19 protein-coding genes and 1 pseudogene are annotated in these 19,301 nt (G+C 70.1%); 9 read left to right on the top strand and 11 right to left on the bottom strand.

All coding sequences use genetic code 11. The features are described 5' to 3' along the window. Positions 1-381: 381 nt before the first annotated feature. Both FJ091_20105 and FJ091_20100 read right to left on the bottom strand, forming a co-directional pair. Entirely contained in the window at positions 382-2,304 is a 1,923-nt protein-coding gene (locus tag FJ091_20105; GenBank protein ID MBM4385657.1) for an NAD(P)/FAD-dependent oxidoreductase, read from the bottom strand. A gap of 125 nt (positions 2,305-2,429) precedes the next feature. After that, a complete protein-coding gene (locus FJ091_20100; GenBank protein ID MBM4385656.1) occupies positions 2,430-2,726 on the bottom strand; it encodes an antibiotic biosynthesis monooxygenase in 297 nt (98 codons plus the stop codon). Positions 2,727-2,826: 100 nt separating this feature from the next. Here FJ091_20100 and gloA point away from each other — a divergent pair, with 100 nt between their 5' ends. Further along, positions 2,827-3,219 carry a lactoylglutathione lyase gene (gene gloA, locus FJ091_20095; protein ID MBM4385655.1) on the top strand — a complete coding sequence of 131 codons (393 nt, stop codon included), beginning with the start codon at positions 2,827-2,829 and terminating at the stop codon, positions 3,217-3,219. A 16-nt stretch (positions 3,220-3,235) separates the two neighbouring features. Next, positions 3,236-4,465 (top strand): amidohydrolase family protein, encoded by a 1,230-nt coding sequence (locus tag FJ091_20090; GenBank protein MBM4385654.1) that lies wholly within the window; start codon positions 3,236-3,238, stop codon positions 4,463-4,465. 21 nt (positions 4,466-4,486) lie between these two features. Here the strand turns inward: FJ091_20090 and FJ091_20085 are convergent, their stop codons facing one another. Both FJ091_20085 and metF read right to left on the bottom strand, forming a co-directional pair. Beyond that, positions 4,487-5,080 (bottom strand): phosphoribosylglycinamide formyltransferase, encoded by a 594-nt coding sequence (locus FJ091_20085; GenBank protein ID MBM4385653.1) that lies wholly within the window; start codon positions 5,078-5,080, stop codon positions 4,487-4,489. Beyond that, positions 5,077-5,949 carry a methylenetetrahydrofolate reductase [NAD(P)H] gene (gene metF, locus FJ091_20080; GenBank protein MBM4385652.1) on the bottom strand — a complete coding sequence of 291 codons (873 nt, stop codon included), beginning with the start codon at positions 5,947-5,949 and terminating at the stop codon, positions 5,077-5,079. Before metF ends, FJ091_20085 begins: the two co-directional genes overlap by 4 nt. Positions 5,950-6,043: 94 nt before the next feature. Here metF and FJ091_20075 point away from each other — a divergent pair, with 94 nt between their 5' ends. The 3 genes and pseudogenes from FJ091_20075 (at position 6,044) to FJ091_20065 (ending at position 9,281) form a co-directional block, all read left to right on the top strand. Continuing rightward, a complete protein-coding gene (locus FJ091_20075; GenBank protein MBM4385651.1) occupies positions 6,044-6,988 on the top strand; it encodes a carbohydrate kinase family protein in 945 nt (314 codons plus the stop codon). Continuing rightward, the gene (locus tag FJ091_20070; GenBank protein ID MBM4385650.1) at positions 6,985-8,214 is read left to right on the top strand and encodes a sodium:calcium antiporter; all 1,230 of its coding nucleotides are present in this window, start codon (positions 6,985-6,987) and stop codon (positions 8,212-8,214) included. The genes FJ091_20075 and FJ091_20070 overlap by 4 nt, the downstream gene beginning before the upstream one ends. Beyond that, positions 8,215-9,281, top strand: a pseudogene (locus tag FJ091_20065) (NAD(P)/FAD-dependent oxidoreductase). Positions 9,282-9,332: 51 nt separating this feature from the next. On the opposite strand, the gene FJ091_20060 reads toward FJ091_20065, so the two are convergent. Further along, positions 9,333-10,133 (bottom strand): protein phosphatase 2C domain-containing protein, encoded by an 801-nt coding sequence (locus FJ091_20060; GenBank protein ID MBM4385649.1) that lies wholly within the window; start codon positions 10,131-10,133, stop codon positions 9,333-9,335. Then, positions 10,130-10,510, bottom strand: coding sequence for a (2Fe-2S) ferredoxin domain-containing protein (locus FJ091_20055; protein ID MBM4385648.1), 381 nt, complete (start codon positions 10,508-10,510; stop codon positions 10,130-10,132). Before FJ091_20055 ends, FJ091_20060 begins: the two co-directional genes overlap by 4 nt. 34 nt (positions 10,511-10,544) lie before the next feature. On the opposite strand from FJ091_20055, the gene FJ091_20050 reads away from it, so the two are divergent. Together FJ091_20050 and FJ091_20045 are read left to right on the top strand one after the other, a co-directional pair. After that, a complete protein-coding gene (locus FJ091_20050) occupies positions 10,545-11,816 on the top strand; it encodes a Gfo/Idh/MocA family oxidoreductase (protein ID MBM4385647.1) in 1,272 nt (423 codons plus the stop codon). 15 nt (positions 11,817-11,831) lie between these two features. Further along, a complete protein-coding gene (locus tag FJ091_20045; GenBank protein ID MBM4385646.1) occupies positions 11,832-12,224 on the top strand; it encodes a GFA family protein in 393 nt (130 codons plus the stop codon). Here the strand turns inward: FJ091_20045 and FJ091_20040 are convergent. Further along, positions 12,221-13,111 carry an acyl-CoA desaturase gene (locus tag FJ091_20040; GenBank protein ID MBM4385645.1) on the bottom strand — a complete coding sequence of 297 codons (891 nt, stop codon included), beginning with the start codon at positions 13,109-13,111 and terminating at the stop codon, positions 12,221-12,223. The two genes, FJ091_20045 and FJ091_20040, sit on opposite strands and share 4 nt — an antisense overlap. A 429-nt stretch (positions 13,112-13,540) precedes the next feature. On the opposite strand from FJ091_20040, the gene FJ091_20035 reads away from it, so the two are divergent. Continuing rightward, a complete protein-coding gene (locus tag FJ091_20035; protein ID MBM4385644.1) occupies positions 13,541-14,341 on the top strand; it encodes a phytanoyl-CoA dioxygenase family protein in 801 nt (266 codons plus the stop codon). A 208-nt stretch (positions 14,342-14,549) separates the two neighbouring features. Here FJ091_20035 and FJ091_20030 read toward each other — a convergent pair whose 3' ends face one another. From FJ091_20030 to thrH, 3 genes are all read right to left on the bottom strand, one after another. Next, positions 14,550-15,545, bottom strand: a complete 996-nt coding sequence (locus tag FJ091_20030) for an oxidoreductase (GenBank protein MBM4385643.1) — start codon at positions 15,543-15,545, stop codon at positions 14,550-14,552. A gap of 75 nt (positions 15,546-15,620) precedes the next feature. Continuing rightward, positions 15,621-16,151: a cytochrome c gene (locus FJ091_20025; protein MBM4385642.1), complete on the bottom strand. Its 531-nt coding sequence runs from the start codon at positions 16,149-16,151 to the stop codon at positions 15,621-15,623. Beyond that, the gene (thrH, locus tag FJ091_20020; protein MBM4385641.1) at positions 16,148-16,759 is read right to left on the bottom strand and encodes a bifunctional phosphoserine phosphatase/homoserine phosphotransferase ThrH; all 612 of its coding nucleotides are present in this window, start codon (positions 16,757-16,759) and stop codon (positions 16,148-16,150) included. Before thrH ends, FJ091_20025 begins: the two co-directional genes overlap by 4 nt. Positions 16,760-17,001: 242 nt before the next feature. Here thrH and FJ091_20015 point away from each other — a divergent pair, with 242 nt between their 5' ends. Next, on the top strand, positions 17,002-17,790 hold the full coding sequence (locus FJ091_20015) for an undecaprenyl-diphosphate phosphatase (GenBank protein MBM4385640.1): 789 nt from the start codon (positions 17,002-17,004) through the stop codon (positions 17,788-17,790). 104 nt (positions 17,791-17,894) lie between these two features. Here the strand turns inward: FJ091_20015 and FJ091_20010 are convergent, their stop codons facing one another. After that, positions 17,895-19,280 carry a sigma-70 family RNA polymerase sigma factor gene (locus FJ091_20010; GenBank protein MBM4385639.1) on the bottom strand — a complete coding sequence of 462 codons (1,386 nt, stop codon included), beginning with the start codon at positions 19,278-19,280 and terminating at the stop codon, positions 17,895-17,897. Between the last annotated feature and the right edge of the window lie 21 nt (positions 19,281-19,301).

Here is a 19,301-nt window from a genome sequence, read left to right as displayed (position 1 = left end):
CTCGGCAATCTCACGCCGGCAGAGTTTGCCGCGCGAGGTCGATCAACAGAGCAACCAGGGGCCGTTCTCTAGAGACCGTTGGTCCGAGAAATGCCAGCAGGTCACCTGAACCGAAGCCGATACCCGCCCCGATCATGGGCTGAGGACACCTGATTCTGCCTGTCCTGGAGAATCCTTGCTTCACACCGCTCGGGACGAGTGCGCCAGCTTTACAGGTGCACGCGAAACCGCGCACGAAAAAGTCGATCCGTATGCGTGCGGCGCATCCGAAGGGTCTTCACTCTTTACCCGTCAAGAGCGAAAAAGGGCAAAGAACGCGAGGGGGCGGTTCGACGGGCCGTGCGGGATGAGACGCCGGGCGTCACGCCGCGCGGCTCATTCTTACCGCACCTCCAGCTCCTCGAACTCCGGCCGCCGCAGCGTGCGCCAGATCTCGGTGCCGGTGAGCGGGCACATCACGGCCGAGCGCCCGTGTTGCGTCCAGTAATAACTGTGCACGCGCGGGTCGCTCCACACCTTGCCGGCGTTGCGCTCGTCGATCCGCTTCGCGAAGTCCCAGTACGCCTGCTCCGTCGGCTCGATCGACTTGCGGTTCTCGAGGATGAGCCGCTCCATGCACTGGAGCGCGTACACCGTGACGAGCTCGTGGAACGCGCCGGGCCCGAGGCCGCCGTTGGTGTTCGGGCCATAGAGCGACCACAGGTTCGGGAAGCCCGGCAGCATGCAGAAGCGGTGCGCGCGCGCGCCGCCCTCCTGCCACAGCTCCTCGATCGTGCGGCCGTCGCGGCCCGTGATCGACATCGGGAACAGGTACTCGGTGGCGTGGAAGCCGGTCGCGTAGACGATCGCGTCGACTTCGTAGTGCTTGCCGTCGGCGCCCCACACGCCGCTGCGATCGATGCGCTCGGCGGCGCCGGTCACGAGCGTCACGTTCTCGCGCAGCAGTGCGTCGAGCACGCTGTACTCGGGGTCGACGATCACGGGGCGGGCGCCGAGCACGGGGTACTCGGGGATCATCTTCGCGACGAGCGCCGGGTCGCCGAGCTTGCGCTCGAGGAACGCGATCGAGCTGTCGCGCAGCTGCTTGTTCACCGGGCTGCGCGCGTGGAGATCCTCGAACTGCGGGTCGATGTCGGTAACGGCCGCGAACGTCGCGGGGTAGAGCGTGCGGTGGCGCGAGAAGTTCGTGTGGAAGGGCAGGTTGCGGTCGAGCCAGTTCACCTGCGGCGGGAACGGCGAGCGATAGCCGCGCGCCGCGAACAGCCACGACGGCGTGCGCTGGAACACGACCACGTGCTCCGCCTCGAGCGCGATCTCCGGGATCGTCTGGTAGCCCGTCGCGCCCGTGCCGATCACCGCGATGCGCTTGCCCTTCAGGTCGACTTCCTTCGGCCAGCGCGCGGTGTGCCAGGACGGCCCGGCGAATTCGGGCGCGCCCTCGAGCTCGGGGACGTTCGGGCGGTTGAGGAAGCCGACCGCCGTCATCACTGCGTTCGAGCGCAGCGTGCGCGGGCCGTCGGGGCCCACCGCTTCGATCTCCCAGGTTGCGTCCGCGTCGTTCCACGCGAGCGAGCGGACCTCGGTGCCGAACTCGATGCCGCGGCGCAGGTCGAACGCGTCCGCGACCCAGTCGAAGTACTTCTGGTTCTCTTCCCAGCCGCAGAACGGATTCGGGTACGGGAAGTCGACGCCGAAGATGTTCGTGTAGCCGCGGCTCGGCGTATCGACTCGCGCGCCGGGGTAGCGGTTCTCGTGCCACGTGCCGCCGACGCCGTGGTTCTTCTCGAGCATTCGGTACGAGATGCCGGCGCGCTTCAGCATCAGCGCAGCGGTTAGGCCGCCGAGGCCGGCGCCGATGATCGTGACGGAGAATGCCTCGACGCGATCGCGCGGCGGCGGCGCGCTCCACGCCAGCTCGCGCACGAAGGGATCGAGCGCGAGCTCTTCGAGACAGAGGCCGAGATCGTCTGGATCGGAGATCTCGTCGCCGACGGTGAGGCCGAGGCTCGCGGGCAGACGCTCGCGCGGGCCGATGTCGAGCGGGCCGGCGCCCGCTTCGCGGTAGGCCTTCAGGAACTCGACGGCCTTGCGGCGCAGCAGCGGCACGTCCCCGAGCGCGACGACCGGCGCCTGCGCGAAGCCGGTCACGACGAGGAGCGACTTCGTCGCGCGAATCTCGGGATCGCCCGTCAGCTGATAGAGCAGACCGCGCAGCACCATCGGATCGGCGTAGGCGACTGCATCTTCAATCGCGGCGTCGCTCGCGGCGAGCAGCTCGTGTCGAACCTTCGTGCCTAGCGCCATGCGATTCGCTCCTGTTCGGACGGCGGTGCGAGGAGAACGCCGGGAGCGTACGGCAACCCGGGCGCGGGCATCTGCGACCGCGCTCGCAGCTCGCGCGGCTGCGCTCGTGCCGGCGCGCCTTCGCTCTACTCCAGCACCGCGTCCCACAGCTCGACGCGCGGGTGGCCGCGCAGCACGCCGGCCGGCATGCGCGCGCCCGCGTGCGCTTTGCGGAACGCCTCCGAGCGCGTCCACGCCTCGAACGCCGCGCGCGTCTCCCAGGTCGAGTGCGACGCGTAGCGCCCCGGCGCGTCGCCGCGCAGCAGCGCGAAGCGCACGAAGCCCGGCACCTCGGCGAGATGCGTCTCGCGCTCGCGCCAGCGCGCCTCGAACTCGGCGGCGCGCTCGGGCTCCACGTCGAAGTGATTCATCGCGATGAACATCGTGCTCCCTCCGGTGTCGTGGCGGCGGATGCAGGGTCAGGCCCCGCGCCTTCATCGCGCGCGTTGCCGCTGGCTCCACTCCGAGCGTAGAGTCGCGCGCATGCGCTTCCTACACACCATGCTTCGCGTCAAAGATCTCGACGAATCGCTGCGCTTCTACACCGAGCACTTCGGGATGAAGCTGCTGCGCCGCAAGGACTACCCCGACGGCAAGTTCACGCTCGCCTTCCTCGGCTATGGCGACGAGAGCGAGCACACGGTGCTCGAGTTCACGCACAACTGGGGCAAGAGCGACTACGTGCTCGGCGACCAGTACGGCCACATCGCGCTCGGCGTGAGCGACATCTACGGCGTGTGCGCCGCGCTCAAGGCGAAGGGCGTGAACGTCTCGCGCGAGCCCGGCCCGATGAAGCACGGCAGCACGGTGATCGCGTTCATCGAGGATCCGAACGGGTACAAGGTGGAGCTGATTCAGGAGGCGAGCCGGGCCTGATCCGGCGGGGCGCGCGATGAGCACGCAGCCGTACGTCGTCATCACCGCGGACACGCACGCGGGCGCATCCATCGACGCCTATCGCGAGTACCTCGACCCCGCCTGGCGCGCCGAGTTCGACGCGTGGCGCAGCAGCTATCGCAACCAGTCGCAGAAGCACGTCGGCAGCAAGAAGACCAAGAGCTGGGACTCCGCAGAGCGCCGAGCCGACCTCCAGCGCGACGGCGTGGTCGGCGAGGTGATCTTCCCGAACACCGTGCCGCCGTTCTACGGCGCGGCGTTTCACATCTCCGGTCCGCCGACGCCCGAGCAGTACCCGCGCTACCTCGCCGGCACGCGCGCCCACAATCGCTGGCTCGCCGAGTTCTGTGCCGACGCGCCCGAGCGGCGCGCGGGCATCGGGCTGATTCATCTGAACGACCTCGACGACGCGATCGCGGACGTGCACTGGATCGCGAAGCATGGGCTGCGCGGCGGCGTGCTGTTGCCGCTGCCCGCGCCGTCGGACGTTCACCTCGCGCCGCTCAACGATCCCGCCTACGACCGGCTCTGGGCCGCGATCCAGGACTGCGCGCTCGTGATCAATCAGCACTCTGGACAGGGCACGCCGCGCTACGCCGAGGCGCAGGGCGCGAAGGCGCTGTGGGCGTGCGAGATGGCGTTCTTCGCGCAGCGCGGCTTCACGCATTTGATCATGGGCGGCGTGTTCGAGCGCTTCCCGCAGCTCCGCTTCATCCTGACCGAGAGCGGCAGCGCGTGGGCGCCGAACGTGCTGCGCCTGCTCGACGGCATGTGGCTCGCGTGGAAGGCCGGCGCGATCGGCGAGATCGACACTTCGCGCGATCCCGCGCCGAAGGAGTCGCCGAGCTTCTACGCGAAGCGCAACTGCTGGTACGGCGCGAGCTTTCCGGGTCCGTCGGACATCGAGGGCCGCCACGTCGTCGGCGTCGACCGCATTCTGTGGGGCAGCGACTACCCGCACTACGAGGGTTGCTTCCCCTACTCGCGCGAGAACATGCGCTTCGCGTTTCAAGGCGTGCCCGAGGCGGAGGTGCGCATGATGCTCGGCGAGAACGCGGCGCGACTCTACGGCTTCGATCTCGCGGCGCTGAGCGCGGCCGCAGCGGAGGCGAACGTCACGCCCGCGCTCGTCGCGCAGCCGCTCGAGGAGATTCCCGCGGACTCGACCTGCATCACGTTCCTGCGCGCCCGCGCGGAGCGTGCGATGCAGGGCATGAGGACCTGACGCGAGCGCGCGAGCGCGGGATCACGCCCGCGAGGGTTTCTCCGCGATCGCGCGAATCACCTCCGGCACCAGCTCCCGCTCCACCGCCTGCACTCTCGCTGCGAGCGTCTCGGGCGTGTCGTCATCGCGCACTTCGCAGGCTCTCTGCGCCAGGATCGGGCCGTGGTCGTACTCGTCGTCGACGAGGTGCACCGTGGCGCCAGTGACTTTGCAGCCGCGCGCGAGCACCGCCTCGTGCACGTGGTGGCCGTACATGCCTTTGCCCGAGAACGCGGGGATGAGGGCGGGGTGCACGTTGATGGCGCGGCCGCGGTAGCGCTCGCGGGGCTCGAAGATCGAGAGGAAGCCGAGGCACGCGACGAGCTCGGCGTCGTGCTTCGCGAGCTCGGCGTGGATCGCGTCGTTGAAGCTGCGCGAGTCCGCGAACTTCTTGCGCGGGATCGCGATCGCGGGGACGCCTCGCTGGCGCGCGCGCTCGAGGCCGAACGCGCTCTCTTTGCTCGCGATGACGCACACCACGCGCGCAGGCAGTCCGCGCGCGATGTGCTCGAACAAGTTCTCGAGGCTCGTGCCGCTGCCCGAGAGCAGCACGGCGACGCGCAGCGGCCCCGTCACTTCGCACCCGTGAGGTTCGCGTGCACGCGCCGCGTCGCGGGCGAGTGGTTCATCGTGAGGAAGTGGATGCCCGGCGCGCCGCGCGCGAGCAGCTCCTTGCACTGCAGCGTGGCCCACTCGACGCCGACTTCGAGCCCGCGTTCCTTGTCCTCGCCTGCATCTGTCAGGGCCTGCTCGAGCTCGCGCGGGATGTCGGAGTTCGGCGCGTTCTTCAGCGCGCCGCGCAGGTTCGCGAGGCTCACCAGCGGCATGATGCCCGGCGCGATCGGCGCCGTGATGCCGGCGGCGCGCGCGCGCGCCACGAACGAGAAGTAGTGCGCGTTGTTGAGGAAGAGCTGCGTGATCAGGAACTCCGCGCCGGCGGCGAGCTTGCGCTTCAGGTTCTCCACGTCGGCAGCCGCGCTCGGCGCGTCGGGGTGCGTCTCGGGATAACAAGCGCCGCCGATGCAGAAGTTGCCGCGCGCCTTCACGAACGCGGCGAGCTCGTTCGCATACGAGAAGCCGCCGGGCACGGGGCGCCACTCGGGCTGATCCTTCGGCGCGTCGCCGCGCAGCGCCATCACGTTCTCGATGCCCGCCTGCGCGAGGCGGTCGAGCGTCACGCCCAACTCCTCGCGCGTCTGGCCCGCGCACGTCATGTGCGCCATCGCCGTGATGCCGAGCTCGCTCTGGATGCGCGTCGTCAGCTCCACGGTCTGCGAGCGGTTCTCGCCGCGCGCGTGGCTCGTTACCGACACGAACGCGGGCCGCAGCTCCGCGAGGTCGGCGATCGTGCGGTAGAGCGTGCGCCAGCCGGCGGGCGTCTTCGGCGGGAAGAACTCGAACGAGAAGACCGGCGCACTGGCTCGATACAGCTCCGCGATTCGCATTCGCGCAGCTTAGGGAGACGAGGCGCGCGGCTCCATTGACTCGCCTGGTGGCCGCGGCGACCTTGGCCCGCCGCTTTCGGGAGCCGCGCTTCTCATGGCAGTGCTGTGCACGGGATCCGTCGCGATCGATCACATCATGGTCTACCGCGGCCGCTTCAAGGACGTGATCCTGCCCGATCGCCTGCACGTGCTGAACGTCGCTTTCCACGTGCCCGAGCTGCGCCGCACCTTCGGCGGCTGTGCGGCGAACATCGCCTTCAACCTGAAGCTGCTCGGCGAGCAGCCGATCGTGCTCGCGACCGTGGGCGCCGACGATTTCGGCGCTTACGGCGCGTGGCTCGACCAGCACGGCATTCAGCGCCACCACATCGTCGGGCTCGCGGGGGAGTCGAGTCCCGGCGCGTACATCACGACCGACCTCGACGACAACCAGATCATCGGCTTCCACCCCGGCGCGATGGATCGCGCGCACGAGGCGCCGATCGCACGGGTCAGCGAGCCGTACGAGCTCGGCTTCGTCTCGCCCAACGGCAAGCGCGCGATGCAGGAGCACGCGCGCGCGCTCAAGGCCGCGAAGAAGAGAGCGCTGATCGATCCGGGGCAGGGCCTGCCGCTGTTCGAGCGCGACGAGCTGATCGAGCTGATCGACGGCGCGACGCTGCTCTTCACGAATGATTATGAGTGGTCGCTCGTGCTCGAGAAGACGGGCCTCGCCGAGTCCGACATCGTGGCGCGCGTCGGCGCTGCGATCGTGACGCTCGGCGAGAACGGCTCGCGCATTCTCGAGCGCGGCACGCGCGCGACCCAGGTAGCGCCGATGCGCGCCCGCAGCGTCGTCGACCCGACCGGCTGCGGTGACGCCTATCGCGCTGCGTTCGCGGTTGGGCTCGCGCGCGGGCGCTCGCTCGCGACGTGCGCGCGCATGGGCAGCGTGATGGGCGCGCTGCTCGTCGAGAAGCACGGCACGCAGTCGCTGGCGCTCGCGCAAGGCGAGTTCGAAGCGCACTACGAGCGAGCGTTTGGGGAGCGATTGCGATGAGCGGTGCGAAGGGCGGCAGCTCGTTCGGCACGATTCTGTGGCTCGCGATTGCGCTGCTCTTGCCCATGCCGTGGGTCGGGCAGTTCTTGCTCGGGGGATTGCCTTTCGTGCCCGAGGTGGCCGCGGCCGCCACCGGCCTCGCGATCCTCGGCGCCGCATTCCTGCTCTCGTGGTCGACCGAGCTCGCGGAGCGCGATCTGCCGCAGTCGCTCGCGCTCTTGATCCTCGCGCTCGTCGCCGTGCTGCCCGAGTACGCAGTCGACCTCACCTTCGCGATCAAGGCGGCGGAAAACCCCGAGTGGACGCATTACGCGGTCGCGAACATGACCGGCGCGAATCGGCTGTTGATCGGCCTCGGCTGGACGTCGGTCGTGCTCGTCTCGTGTTGGCGCCGCCGCGAAGGCGCTCTCGCGATTCCCGTTCACCATCGGCTCGAGACCAAGTACCTGATCTGGTCGACCATCTATTCGTTCTTCATTCCGCTGCGCGAGTACTTGCCGCTGCCCGAGTCGATGCAGGGGCTGAACCTCTTCGACGCGGTCGTGCTGTTCGCGTTCTTCATCGCCTACGTGCGCGCCGCCACGCGCGGAGAGAAGGAAGAGGTGGAGCACGAGGGCCCGGCCGCGTGGATCGAAGAGCGCACCACGGACAAGAGCCGACGTGTCGTCGCCGCGTCCTTCCTGGTCTTCGCAACCTTCGCGATCTTCATCTCCGCGGAGCCGTTTGCGGAGAGCCTCGTCGAGCTCGGACATCACCTCCCGATCGACGAGTTCGTGCTCGTGCAGTGGGTCGCGCCGCTCGCGTCGGAGGCGCCCGAGTTTCTCGTCGCGCTGATGTTCGCGTGGAAGCTGCGCGGCCACGTCGGCATCGGCACGCTGATCTCGTCGAAGGTGAATCAGTGGACGCTGCTCGTGGGCGCGCTGCCGGTCGCGTTCGCCGCGGCGTCGGGCGAGCTGATCCCTCTGCCGCTCGACGCGCGCCAGACCGAGGAGCTGTTCCTCACCTCCGCGCAGTCGATCCTCGCCGCGATGCTGATCGTCGACCTCGACTTCTCGCGCCTCGAGGCGGTGCTGCTCGCAGCCGCATTCAGCGTGCAGCTGTTCTTCACCGAGGCCGCGGTGCGGACATCGTTCGCGCTGCTCTACATGTTCATGTTCTTCGCCTTGTTGATGTTCTCGCCCGAGCGCCGCCAAGCATTCATGGCGACGCTGCGCCACAAGGGGTGAATGGTGGCGCGCGCCGCTGACGTCCTCGTCATCGGCGCCGGCGCAGTCGGGCTCGCGTGCGGGGCAGCGCTGGCGCGCGCGGGCAAGCGCGTGCTCGCGATCGAGCGAAGCGGCGGCATCGCGCGCGAGACCTCGAGCCGCAACAGCGGCGTAACGCGGCGCGCGTGTGCGAGCGCTGCGCACGCGAGGGCATTCCGCACCGCGCGCTCGGCAAGCTCGTGGTGGCGACGGAGCCCGCGGAGATCGCGGCGCTCGAGCGGCTGCGCGCGCAGGGCTCCGCGAACGGCGCGCGCGAGATCTCGCTGGTAGACGGCGCCGAGGTCGCGCGGCGCGAGCCGCACGTGCGCGCGCTCGCCGCGCTCGCGTCGCCGCGCACGGGCATCGTCGACGCGCACGCGCTGTGCGACTCGTACGCCGCAGAGCTCGCGCGCTTCGGCGGCGAGTTGTTGCTGCGCCACGAAGTGATCGCGCTCGCGCTGCGCCCCGACGGGTGGCGCATCGAGCTGCGCGGCCCGCGCGGCGAGCGCGACGCCGCGGAGTGCGGCGCCGTCGTGAACGCCGCGGGCCTCGGCGCGGATCGCATCGCAGCGCTCGCGGGCATCGAGATCGACGCCGCGGGCTACCGCCAGCACCTGTGCAAGGGCGACTACTTCGCGCTCGCGCCGGGCGCGCCGCTGCGCTTCAACCGCCTCGTGTACCCGCTGTACACCGGCGCGGGCCTCGGCGTTCACGTCACGCTCGACCTCGGCGGTCGCGTTCGCTTCGGCCCCGACGCGGAGTACGTCGACCGCATCGACTACGCCGTGTCGCCTGACAAGCGCGACGCCTTCGCAGCAGCCGCGCGCAAGTACGTGCCCGCGCTGCGCGCGGAGTGGCTCACGCCGGACCAAGCCGGCGTGCGCGCGAAGCTCGCCGGCCCCGGCGAGGCGTTTCGCGATTTCGTGATCGCGGAAGAGAGCGCTCGCGGCCTGCCGGGCCTCGTGAACCTTCTCGGCATCGAGTCGCCGGGGCTGACGGCGAGCGAGGCGATCGGCGAGCGCGTTGCAGCGCTGCTCGCCTCGGCTTGAGCGCTGCGCCCGAGGCGAGCGCGGTTCGGCGCATGCGCGGGGACCCGCGGGTCACTCGCCCAGCACGAGCACCGCGCACGCGATGTTGTCGCCGGAGTGCAGCGCGCGGTGGGAGGCGCAAGCGGCGTCGCAGACAGCGCGCGCGAGCGTGAGCGGCTGCAGGTCGGTGCGCTCGCTGCGCGACGCGACGAACGCGGCGTGCACGGCGGCAGCGGGGTCGGCGACTCCGATGCCCTCTTCCGAGAGGCCGTCGCTCGCGAGCACCAGTGCCTGCACGCCCTCGAGCGAGAACGCGCCGATGCGCGCGTGCTCGGCGAGCTTTTCGGTCACGCCGGGATCGCCGAGGAACGCGCCCTTGCCCGAGGGCGCCACCTCGCGCGCTTCGCCGGCGTAGGCGGCGAACAAGTGGCTGTCCCCGATCGCGGCGTAGAGGCATTCGCCGCGCGCGAGGTCGGCGAGCGCGAGCGTCAGGGTGGTGCGCGAGCGGCTGCCCTCGCGGCGCTCGCCGCCGATCTGCACCGCGGCGTCGGCGAGGGCGGCGAGTGCGTGCCGGCGCCAAGCATCGGCGTTCGGCGGCGGGCCCTCGCCGACGGTCCAGTTCGGCGCGGGATTCTCCAACAAGTGCTCGAGCGCGACCTCCGCCGCCTCGAAGCCCGAGTGGCCGTCCGCCACCGCGAGCAGCACCGCGCGCGCGCCGTACGCGAAGGCGGCGGCGTCTTCGTTCGGGTCGACGTAGGCGTACTGCTTCGCGAAGCCGCCGCGCGAGATCGCGATCGCGACGCTCGCCTCGGCGACGGCGCCGTGCGCGCCGAGCAGCGTGTGCTCGCGTCCGCGCAGCAGCGCCGATCTCACTTCGCGGCTCCGATCGGGTTCGCTGCGAACGCGAACTCCGTGACCGGCTGCCCGCCGATCACGTGTTCCTGAATGATGCGCTCGAGCACCTCGGGCGTGCAGCCGCGATACCACGTGCCGTCCGGGTAGACGACCGCGACGGGGCCGTGCTTGCAAATGCGCAGGCAGTTGGCCTGCGTGCGGTAGACACCGCCCTCGGCGTCGGCGAGGCCGAGCTGGCGCAGGCGCTTCTTCAAGAACTCCCACGACGCTCTCGCCGCGTCGCCCGGCGCGCAGTCGCCGTGCGTGCACAAGAAGATGTGGCGCGTGTACTGGCCGATCTTCAGCGCGCGAGTGAGCGCGCGCAGGTCGTCGTCTCGTTGCGCTTCTTCGGACATGCGGCGCAGTATTGCGCGCGGCGAAGGAGTCTCGATGCCGGTGCGCGCGATTCTGGTCGGGGCGGGCCTGCGCGGGCGCGACACCTACTCGCGCTACGCGGCGCAGCGCCCCGAGCGCCTCGCGATCGTCGGGGTCGCGGAGCCGAGCGCGCAGCGGCGCGAGGAGGTCGCGGCGCGCCACGCGATTCCCGCGAGCGCAGTGCGCGCGAGCTGGCACGAGCTGCTCGCGGCGCCGCCCGCCGCGGACGCGGTGATCGTCGCGACGAGCGACGACCTGCACGTCGCTCCCGCACTCGCGGCGCTGGAGCGCGGCTTCCACGTGCTGCTCGAGAAGCCGATCGCGCTCACGGCGAGCGAGTGCGTGCGCGTGGTGAGCGCGGCGCAGCGAGCGAACCGCGTGCTGCAGATTTGTCACCCGATGCGCTTCATCCCGTTCTACGAGAAGCTCGCCGAGCTCGTCAGGGGCGGCGCGATCGGGCGGCCCGTGCACGTCGACCTGCGCGAGCACATCGCGGCGTGGCACATGGTGCACAGCTACGTGCGCGGGAAGTTCCGCAGCACGCGCGAAGCGGCGCCGATCCTGCTCGCGAAGTCGTGCCACGATCTCGATCTCTTGTACTGGCTCGTGGGCGAGCGCCCGGCGCGCGTTTCCTCGAGCGGCGCGCTGAGTCATTACTGCGCGAGCGGCGCGCCGGCGGCGGTGCCCGAGCGCTGCACGGACGGCTGCCCGATCCAGGCCGAGTGTCCGCACGACGCGGTGCGTTTCTACGGCGGCCCGGACGAGAAGCTCGCGCGCCACTGGCCGTGGAGCGACGTCTCGCTCGACCCCGCGCGCGAGGCGCGCATGCAGGCGCTGCGCACGGGCCGCTACGGGCGCTGCATCTATCGCTGCGACAACGACGTGCTCGATCACCAGAGCGTGGCGGTGGAGTTCGCGAGCGGCGTCACCGCGAGCTTCGGCCTGCACGGCTTCGCGAACGAAGAACGGCGGACGGTGCGCATCAGCGGAACGCGCGGTGAGATTCGCGGCGTTCTCCACGACGGCGTGATCGAGGTCTCGCGCGTGGGCGCGCTCGGCGTGGAGAAGCACACCACGACCGGCTCGCCGCTGAACCACTTCGGCGGCGACGACGGCCTGCTCGACCACTTCACCGAGGTGCTCGCGAGCGGCGACCTCGCGCGCCTGGGCTCCACGGGCGTGAGCGCGCTCGAGGGGCACTTGTTGGGATTCGCGGCCGAGCGCGCGCGAGAGACGGCGAGCGTCGTCGACTGCGCGGAGTTCTGGCGGGAGATGGACGCGGCCTAGCCGCAGGAGGCGCACGTGATCGACGGCTCGTGTCACTGCGGCGCGGTGCGCTGGCAATTCGAGGGTGAGCCCGACGGCGCGACGGCGTGCAACTGCACCGTGTGCCGGCGCTACGGCGCGTTGTGGGTGTACGGCTTCGAGGGCGAGCGCATCCGCGTTTCAGGCGAGACGCGCGGGTACGTGCGCGGCGAACAGATCGAGTTTCACTTCTGCCCCGTGTGCGGCTGCGTCGTGCGCTGGCGCTCGCGCGAACCCGGCGCGGACGGTCGCCGCTGGGGCGCGATCAACGTGCGGCTCGCCGAGGATCCCGCTGCCGTCGCGGGCCTCCCGATCGACCACTTCGAAGGTCTCGTGAGCTTCGAAGACCTACCGCGCGACGGTCGCTGCGTCGCCGACTACTGGTTCTAGGCGGCCTGCTTCACGCGCAGCGCGCTGCCTTCGAGAATGTCCTTGGTCGGCAGCTTGAGATCCCACACGAGTCCCAGCGCCGCGAAGGCGCGCAGGATGTAGTACGTGATGTCGATCTCGTACCAGAAGAAGCCCTGGCGCACCGAAGCCATGAAGTAGTGGTGGTTGTTGTGCCAGCCCTCGCCGAAGGTGAGCAGCGCGAGCAGCAAGTTGTTACGGCTGGTGTCCGTCGTCTCGTAGCGGCGCGTGCCCCACAGGTGTGCGAGCGAGTTGATCGAGTAGGTGCCGTGCCAGAGCAGCGTGGTCGAGACCGCGAAGCCCCAGAGCAGGCCGGGGAAGCCGCCGATCGCATAACAAATCGCGGCGAGCACGAGCGGCGGCACCCAGTGGTAGGTGTTCAGCCAGACGAGCTCGGGGAATGCGGCGAAGTCGCGAATCCCCTCGATCGGCGTGCCTTCCCAGCGCTTGTCGAAGACCCAGCCCTGGTGGGAGTAGTAGACGCCTTCCTTCGGCGAGTGCGGGTCGCCCGGCTGATCCGAGTAGCGGTGGTGGCGGCGGTGCGTGCCGGCCCACCAGAGCGGGCCCTTCTGCGTGGCCGAGCAGGCGATCCAGGCGAGCACGAACTGGAAGGCGCGGCTCGTCTTGTACGTCTTGTGCGCGAAGTAGCGGTGGTAGGCGCCCGTGATGCCGAACACGCGGATCGCGTAGGTGGCCGCGCACAGGGCGACGGCCTCGGCTGGCGCGCCCACCCAGAACACGAGCAGGCACGAGGCGTGGATTCCCCAATAAATCGTGCGGGAGACCAGCGCCGTGCGCGTGAGCCAGCCGTCGGCCCGCGTGAACTCTTGCTTGGGCCGGGAGGAGGCCGGGACGTTCGCGGTGGTCATGTGGCGTCGTTCTCCTGCGATGTAGCCGAGCTTCGATGAACGCTTCGGTTCGCGCTGCAGGTTGCCTGTGAAACTTGTGTGAAAGCGCGCCCTGTGGAGGCGTACTGAACCTGCTTTCTCCTCTTGCTTCGCTCGCCTCCGCAGACTCCGGCTCGCTGCGCGCCGCGGCACGCGCGGAGCTCGCACCTGCTTGGGCGCTCGCGGCTTGCGGTTCCTATCCAGCCCGCGTTTCGATGGCAGGTGGGCTTTGCCGGTTGGGGCGCCGCTTCGCTGCGGTTGTTTGGGATTGCGGCTTGCTCCGTGCATCGCGCTCGCGTTTCGTCGTCAGGTTCTCGTTGCTCGGTCGGGGCGCCGCTTCGCTCCTCGGTTCTTCTTGTGGCGACACGGAACTGTGTCGCGGAGACTGCGCGCTTCTCGGGAGTCGGTGCGGTGCATGAGCTGAGTGCGGCGGAGCGGGAGGCGTATGCGCGCGATGGGTTCATCGTGCGTGCGCGGCTCTTCTCGGCGGTCGAAGTGCGCGAGCTCGTTGCGGCGGCGGAGGAGGTCGTGCGCGTTGCGGAGGGCGCGCTGGCTGAGGCGAGTTGTTATGCGATCGACGGGAATACGTACGCCGAGGCGCGCGTCGGGGAGTTCGCGACGACGGTGCAGCTGGAGCACGCGCCCGGGTCGCGCACGGTGCGCGTGATCGAGCCGTTCGCGGGGCTGCACCCGCGCTTCGAGGCGCTGCTCGACGATGCGCGGCTCGTGGAGCCAATGCGCGGGCTCGTCGGCGCGGACGAGGTCGCGCTGTTCACGGACAAGCTCAACCTGAAGCGCCCGCGCGAGGGCTCGCGCTTCTCGTGGCACCAGGACTCGCCGTACTGGGCGCACTTCTGCGCGCATCTCGATCAGCTGCCGAACGTGCTGATCACGCTCGACGACGCGCACGAAGGCAATGGCTGCTTCCGCGTGATTCGCGGCTCGCACGCGCGCGGCCTGCTGCCCGGCCGCGCAGGCGAGGGCCGGCTCGGGCCGCTCTTCACGCATCCGAGCGCGTTCGATCTGTCGCAACAAGTCGCCGCCGTCGTGCCCGCCGGCAGCGCGATCTTCTTCAGCCCGCACACCGTGCACGGCTCCGAGCCGAACCACAGCGACGAGCCGCGCCGCGCGCTGGTGCTGACGTATCAGCCGGCGGGCAAGCGCATGTTCAAGGTGGATCGCGTGCGCGAGTGCGGGGCCGGCACTCGCTGAGCTGTAGGCGCTGACGACGCCCCAACCATGCTCGCCGTGTTGGACGACGAAACGCGGGCTCGATGTGAACCGCAAGCCGCGAGCGCCCAAGCAGGTGCGTGCTCGACGCGTGACGCGGCGCGCAGCGAGCCGGAGTCCGCGGAGGCGAGCGAAGCCGAAGGAAAAACCGTGTGCCTCGGTGCCCCGCGCACCCCTGCGTCCCGCAGCCCTATCCGTTCACGTCGATCACCACGCGGCCGCGAATCTCGCCGCGCAGAATCGCGGCGCACAGCTCGGGCACGCGCGCGAGCGGCTCCACGCGGTACGCGCTCTTCAGCGCGCTCGCGTCGACGAGCTGCGCGAGGTCGCGCCAGGCGCGCTCGCGCAGCGGCATCGGCGCCATCACGGAGTCGATGCCTTGCAGGCGCACGTTGCGCAGCAGGAACGGCATCACGGTGCTCGGCAAATCGCCGCCGCCGGCGAGGCCGCACGCGGCGACCACACCGTCGTACTTGAGCTGCGCGAGCGCGGTCGCGAGCGTGGTCGAGCCCACGCTGTCGACCACCGCGGACCACGCCTCTTTCTCGAGCGGCTTCGCCGGGCGGGCGAGCTCGCTGCGCGCGATCGCGCGGGAGGCGCCCAGGCTTGTTAGGTACGCCGCGGTCTCGGGGCGGCCCGTGCTGGCCACGACCTCGTAGCCGAGCTTTGCGAGCAAGAGAATCGCGACCGAGCCGACGCCGCCGGCGCCGCCCGTCACGAGCACGGGCCCGTCGCCGGGCTTCACGCCGTGATCGCGGATCGCGTTCACCGCGAGCATCGAGGTGTAACCCGCGGTGCCGATCGCCATCGCGAGCTGCGCGTCGAACGGCTCGGGAATGCGCACGAGGAAGTCGGCGTTCACGCGCTGCTTCTGCGCGTAGCCGCCCCAGTGGCGCTCGCTGAGGCCGTAGCCATTCACGAGCACGCGGTCGCCGCGCTGCCACTTCGGCGAGCGCGATTCGGCCACGGTTCCGGCGAGATCGATGCCGCACACCATCGGCAGCTTCTGGCAGATCGGCGCGCGGCCCGTCACCGCGAGACCGTCCTTGTAGTTCACGGTGGAGTACGCGACGTCGACGAGCACGTCGGCGTCGGGGATCTCGCCCAGCGCTACGCGCGTGAGCTTCGCCGAGAACGCGCCGCTCGCGTCCTTCGTCGCCAGAATCGCGTTCATCGAATCGGTCATCGCGTGCTCCTCTCGAAAGGCCGCGAGCTGGCGGGGTTCGCCCGCCAGCCCGCGTGGTTGGTCTTCAGCGTACGCTCACGGGCACGCGTACGGCGGGTCCGCCAGCGTGCGCACGAAGGCGACGACATCGAGCACGCCTTGCGGGCCGAGCGCGGCGCCCCAGGGCGCCATCTGCGCCGACTTGCCGACGGCCATGCCGCCTTCCGTAATCACCTTGACGAGATGCTCGTTCGTGAGCGGGTTCATGTAGTTGCCGTCGTGGTGCTTCGCGGGCTTGGGCACGAGGCCGGCGGACGCGACGCCGTCGCCGCCGCCCGTCGCACCGTGGCAGCTCGCGCACAGCTGCGCGTACTTCACCTTGCCCGCGTTCGCGTCGCCGGCGATGCATGCGAACGCCGCGGCGGCGGGGGCCGCAGCCGCGTCGGGCGCCGGCGTGGGCTCTGCGGGAGCGGGCTCCGGTGCGGGTTCGGGAGCCGGCGCGGGCTCGGGTGCAGGCGCCGGTGCGGGAGCGGGCGCCGGTGCTTCCTCGCCGCCGCACGCCGCGAACGTCGCGAGCGAGAGCAGGGCGAGCGCCATAACAAGTCTGCGCGAGATCATCTTCGTCACTTCAGCTTCTCCTCCGCGCGCTCGAATGCGGCGCGCAATTCGTCGTAGGTGCGGGTCACGGGAAACTGCGGGAACTCGCGGATCACGTTGTCAGGCGGACAGAACAAGACGCCGTGATCGGCTTCACCGAGCATGCGCGTGTCGTTGTAGGAGTCGCCCGCCGCGATCGTCCGGAAGTTCAGGCTGCGCAGCGCGATCACGGACTGCCGCTTCGCGTCGGGCTGACGCAGGCGGTAGTCGCCGATGCGCCCCGCGGCGTTGGTCACGAGGTCGTGGCAGAACAGCGTGGGCCAGCCGAGCTGCTTCATCAGCGGCTGCGCGAACTGGTTGAACGTGTCGCTCAGGATCACGACCTGCATGCGCGCGCGCAGCCAATCGAGGAACTCGCGCGCGCCCGGCAGCGGCGACATCGTCGCGATCACGGCCTGGATGTCGGCGAGCCCGAAGCCCTTCTGCTCGAGCAGCGCGATGCGCCACTTCATCAGCTTGTCGTAGTCGGGCTCGTCGCGCGTGGTGCGGCGCAACTCGGGGATGCGCGTGCGTTCGGAGAACTCGATCCAAATCTCGGGAACGAGGACACCTTCGAGGTCGAGGCAGGCGATGATCATCGCGGGGCATCGTAGGGCGTGTGCGACGGTTTCTCGATCCGCGTCAACGAGGCTGGCGGTCAATCCTTGTTTACTCCGCTCGCCTGCGGCTCGCTGCGCGCTTCGCTTGCGGCCTCGGCCGACCTGCTTGGGGGGAGCGTTCGACTTCGAGGTCGTTCGTTCCGTCGTTGGGGCGCGTGATGTCGCCTCTTAGTCGCGGAAGTCGTGAAGCGGGGGGCGCGCGCTGCCGCTAACGAGTCCTCATGGACCTGCTCATCGCCGCGCTGCTTGGGATCGTGCAAGGCATCAGCGAGTTCTTGCCGATTTCGAGCGATGGGCATCTCGTGATCAGCGAGACGCTGCTCGGCGTGGGCGAGGAGGGCGGGCTCTCGTTCGTGATCGCCGTGCACCTCGGCTCGCTCGTGGCGCTGCTCGTGTTCTATCGCGCGCGCGTGGTTGGCCTCGTGCGCGGCTTCTTCCTGCGCGACACGGACGCGCTCGCGCACATCGCGAAGCTCGCGCTCGGCACGCTGCCGGCGGTGATCGTGGGCCTCACGCTGAAGGACCGCGTCGAGGAGGCGTTCCGCACGCCGTGGCTCGCCGGCGCCGGGCTGCTGCTGACGGGCACGTTCTTGATCACGACGAAGCGCACGCAGCCGCGCGCGAGCGCGCTGGCGCCGACGTACCTGCAGGCGCTCGCGATCGGCTGCGCGCAGGCGCTCGCGATTCTCCCCGGCGTCTCGCGCAGCGGCAGCACGATCGCGCTGTCGCTCGCGCTCGGCATCGCGCCGCTCGCGGCAGCCGAGTTCAGCTTCCTGCTCGGCATCATCGCGATCGTCGGCGCCGCGGTGCTCGATCTGCCGGACTTGCTGGCAGCCGGCGCCACCGCCGCCGCCGCGCCGATGCTGCTCGGCGCGGCCGCCGCCGCGCTCTCGGGCCTCGCCGCGCTCGCGCTGTTCGTGCGCCTGCTCGCGAGCCAGCGCTTCCACGCCTTCGCCTACTACTGCTGGGCAGTGGGCGCGGCGTTCTTGGCTTACTGCCTCGCGCCCTAGCCGCATGCAAGGGTCAGACGCCGAGCAGGCGGCCAGCCCCGAAAGCGACTCGCGCCGCGCAGCCTCGTGAGCTGCGCGGCGCGATGCTTTGGAGCGACTCGGCGTTAAGGCTCGAGGATCGGGTAGAGGCTTTGCGCCGGCATCGTGTCGCGCAGCTTCTTCAGCGCGCGCGCTTCGAGCTGACGCACGCGTTCGCGCGAGAGGCCGAGCGACTGCCCGATCTGCTCGAGCGTGTGCTCCTCTTCGCCGACCAGGCCGTAGCGCAGCCGCAGGATCAGCTGCTCGCGCTCGGTGAGGCCACCGATCAGGTGGCCGACGCCGCGGCGCATGCGGTCGTCGTCGATGCCGTCGTCGGGTGCGCTTACGGTGACGTCCGAGACGAAGTCCTCGAGCCGCTTCTCCGTTCCCGCAACGCCGGACTCGAGCGAGATCGCTTCACGCGAGAGGCGATCGAGCGCCTCGAGCGAGTCCGCGTCGACGCCGAGCGCCGGTGCGAGCTCGGCCGGGGTGGGCTCGCGGCCCAGCTTGCCCGTGAGCTCCGCCTTCACGCGCTGGCTGCGCTGCAGCCGGTCGTGCACGTGCGAGGGCAGCCGGATCGTGCGCGAGTGGTTCTGGATCGCGCGCACGAGGGCCTGGCGGATCCACCACACGGCGTAGGTCGAGAACTTGAAGCCGCGGCGATGGTCGAACTTCTCGACCGCGCGGATCAGGCCGAGGTTTCCTTCCTGAATCAGGTCCGGGAACGAGAGGCCGAGGTTTCGGTAGTCCTTCGCGATCGCGACGACGAGCTTCAGGTTGTGCTCGATGAAGCGGTTCTTCACCGCCGTCATGCGCTCCTGCGAGCGCTCGACCGTCTCGTGGATTTCGGACACGCGCTCGCGCGGCAGCCCCGCCTTCTCCTCGAGCTCTTCGAGGCGCTTCGACTTCGGCCGCGCGCGGCGCAGCTCGCGCGCGAGGAGGCGGCTCTGCTCGCGCAGCTCGGTCAGCATCGCGAGCGACAGCTGCGCGCCGTGCAGCTCGCGCGCCACGCGCATGTCCTGCTTCGCCAGCTCGTTCTGCGGGGTGCGCGACGAGGCGAACAGCGACTCGCGCTTCTTCACCTCCTTGCGCAGCCGCCCGATCGCGCGCTCGACGCGCGCCGCAATCTCGCTCGTCTCCTCGTCGCCGGAGCTCTCGCTCAGCTTCGCGCCCGTGTGCGAGAGCGCGCGCAGGCCATCCCAGCGGTCGACGACGTAGCGCGCGCAGTACGGAATCGCGTAGAGCGAGTTGCGTAGCGCTGCGGTCGAGGCCTCGAGCTCCTTGGCGAGCACGACTTCCTCTTCGCGCTTCAGCGTGCGCGTGCCGCCGATCTCTTGGAAGTACGACTCGAGGGGCCGTCGGTCGCGGACGACATCGAGCTCTTCGACGGTCAGCCCACCACCGAGCCGGGGCCGGCCCTCACCGGGCAGATCCGCATCGATCGGAGTTTGCGTCTGGTCTTCCAGCTTCACTGCTTCCCTCTCTTGGTCCGC

Source organism: Deltaproteobacteria bacterium (genome assembly GCA_016875395.1).
In the GTDB taxonomy this organism is placed as follows: Bacteria; Myxococcota_A; UBA9160; order UBA9160; family UBA6930; genus VGRF01.
The sequence above is the reverse complement of the archived record's forward strand: the minus strand, read 5'-3'. Positions and strand labels throughout refer to the sequence as shown.

Bases quoted from the DNA above. Each gene is read 5' to 3' on its own strand.
- FJ091_20105 (MBM4385657.1), bottom strand. From the start codon at position 2,304: ATGGCGCTAGGCACGAAGGTTCGACACGAGCTGCTCGCCGCGAGCGAC.
- FJ091_20100 (MBM4385656.1), bottom strand. From the start codon at position 2,726: ATGTTCATCGCGATGAATCACTTCGACGTGGAGCCCGAGCGCGCCGCC.
- gloA (MBM4385655.1), top strand. From the start codon at position 2,827: ATGCGCTTCCTACACACCATGCTTCGCGTCAAAGATCTCGACGAATCG.
- FJ091_20090 (MBM4385654.1), top strand. From the start codon at position 3,236: ATGAGCACGCAGCCGTACGTCGTCATCACCGCGGACACGCACGCGGGC.
- metF (MBM4385652.1), bottom strand. From the start codon at position 5,949: ATGCGAATCGCGGAGCTGTATCGAGCCAGTGCGCCGGTCTTCTCGTTC.
- FJ091_20075 (MBM4385651.1), top strand. From the start codon at position 6,044: ATGGCAGTGCTGTGCACGGGATCCGTCGCGATCGATCACATCATGGTC.
- FJ091_20070 (MBM4385650.1), top strand. From the start codon at position 6,985: ATGAGCGGTGCGAAGGGCGGCAGCTCGTTCGGCACGATTCTGTGGCTC.
- FJ091_20055 (MBM4385648.1), bottom strand. From the start codon at position 10,510: ATGTCCGAAGAAGCGCAACGAGACGACGACCTGCGCGCGCTCACTCGC.
- FJ091_20050 (MBM4385647.1), top strand. From the start codon at position 10,545: ATGCCGGTGCGCGCGATTCTGGTCGGGGCGGGCCTGCGCGGGCGCGAC.
- FJ091_20040 (MBM4385645.1), bottom strand. From the start codon at position 13,111: ATGACCACCGCGAACGTCCCGGCCTCCTCCCGGCCCAAGCAAGAGTTC.
- FJ091_20030 (MBM4385643.1), bottom strand. From the start codon at position 15,545: ATGACCGATTCGATGAACGCGATTCTGGCGACGAAGGACGCGAGCGGC.
- thrH (MBM4385641.1), bottom strand. From the start codon at position 16,759: ATGATCATCGCCTGCCTCGACCTCGAAGGTGTCCTCGTTCCCGAGATT.
- FJ091_20015 (MBM4385640.1), top strand. From the start codon at position 17,002: ATGGACCTGCTCATCGCCGCGCTGCTTGGGATCGTGCAAGGCATCAGC.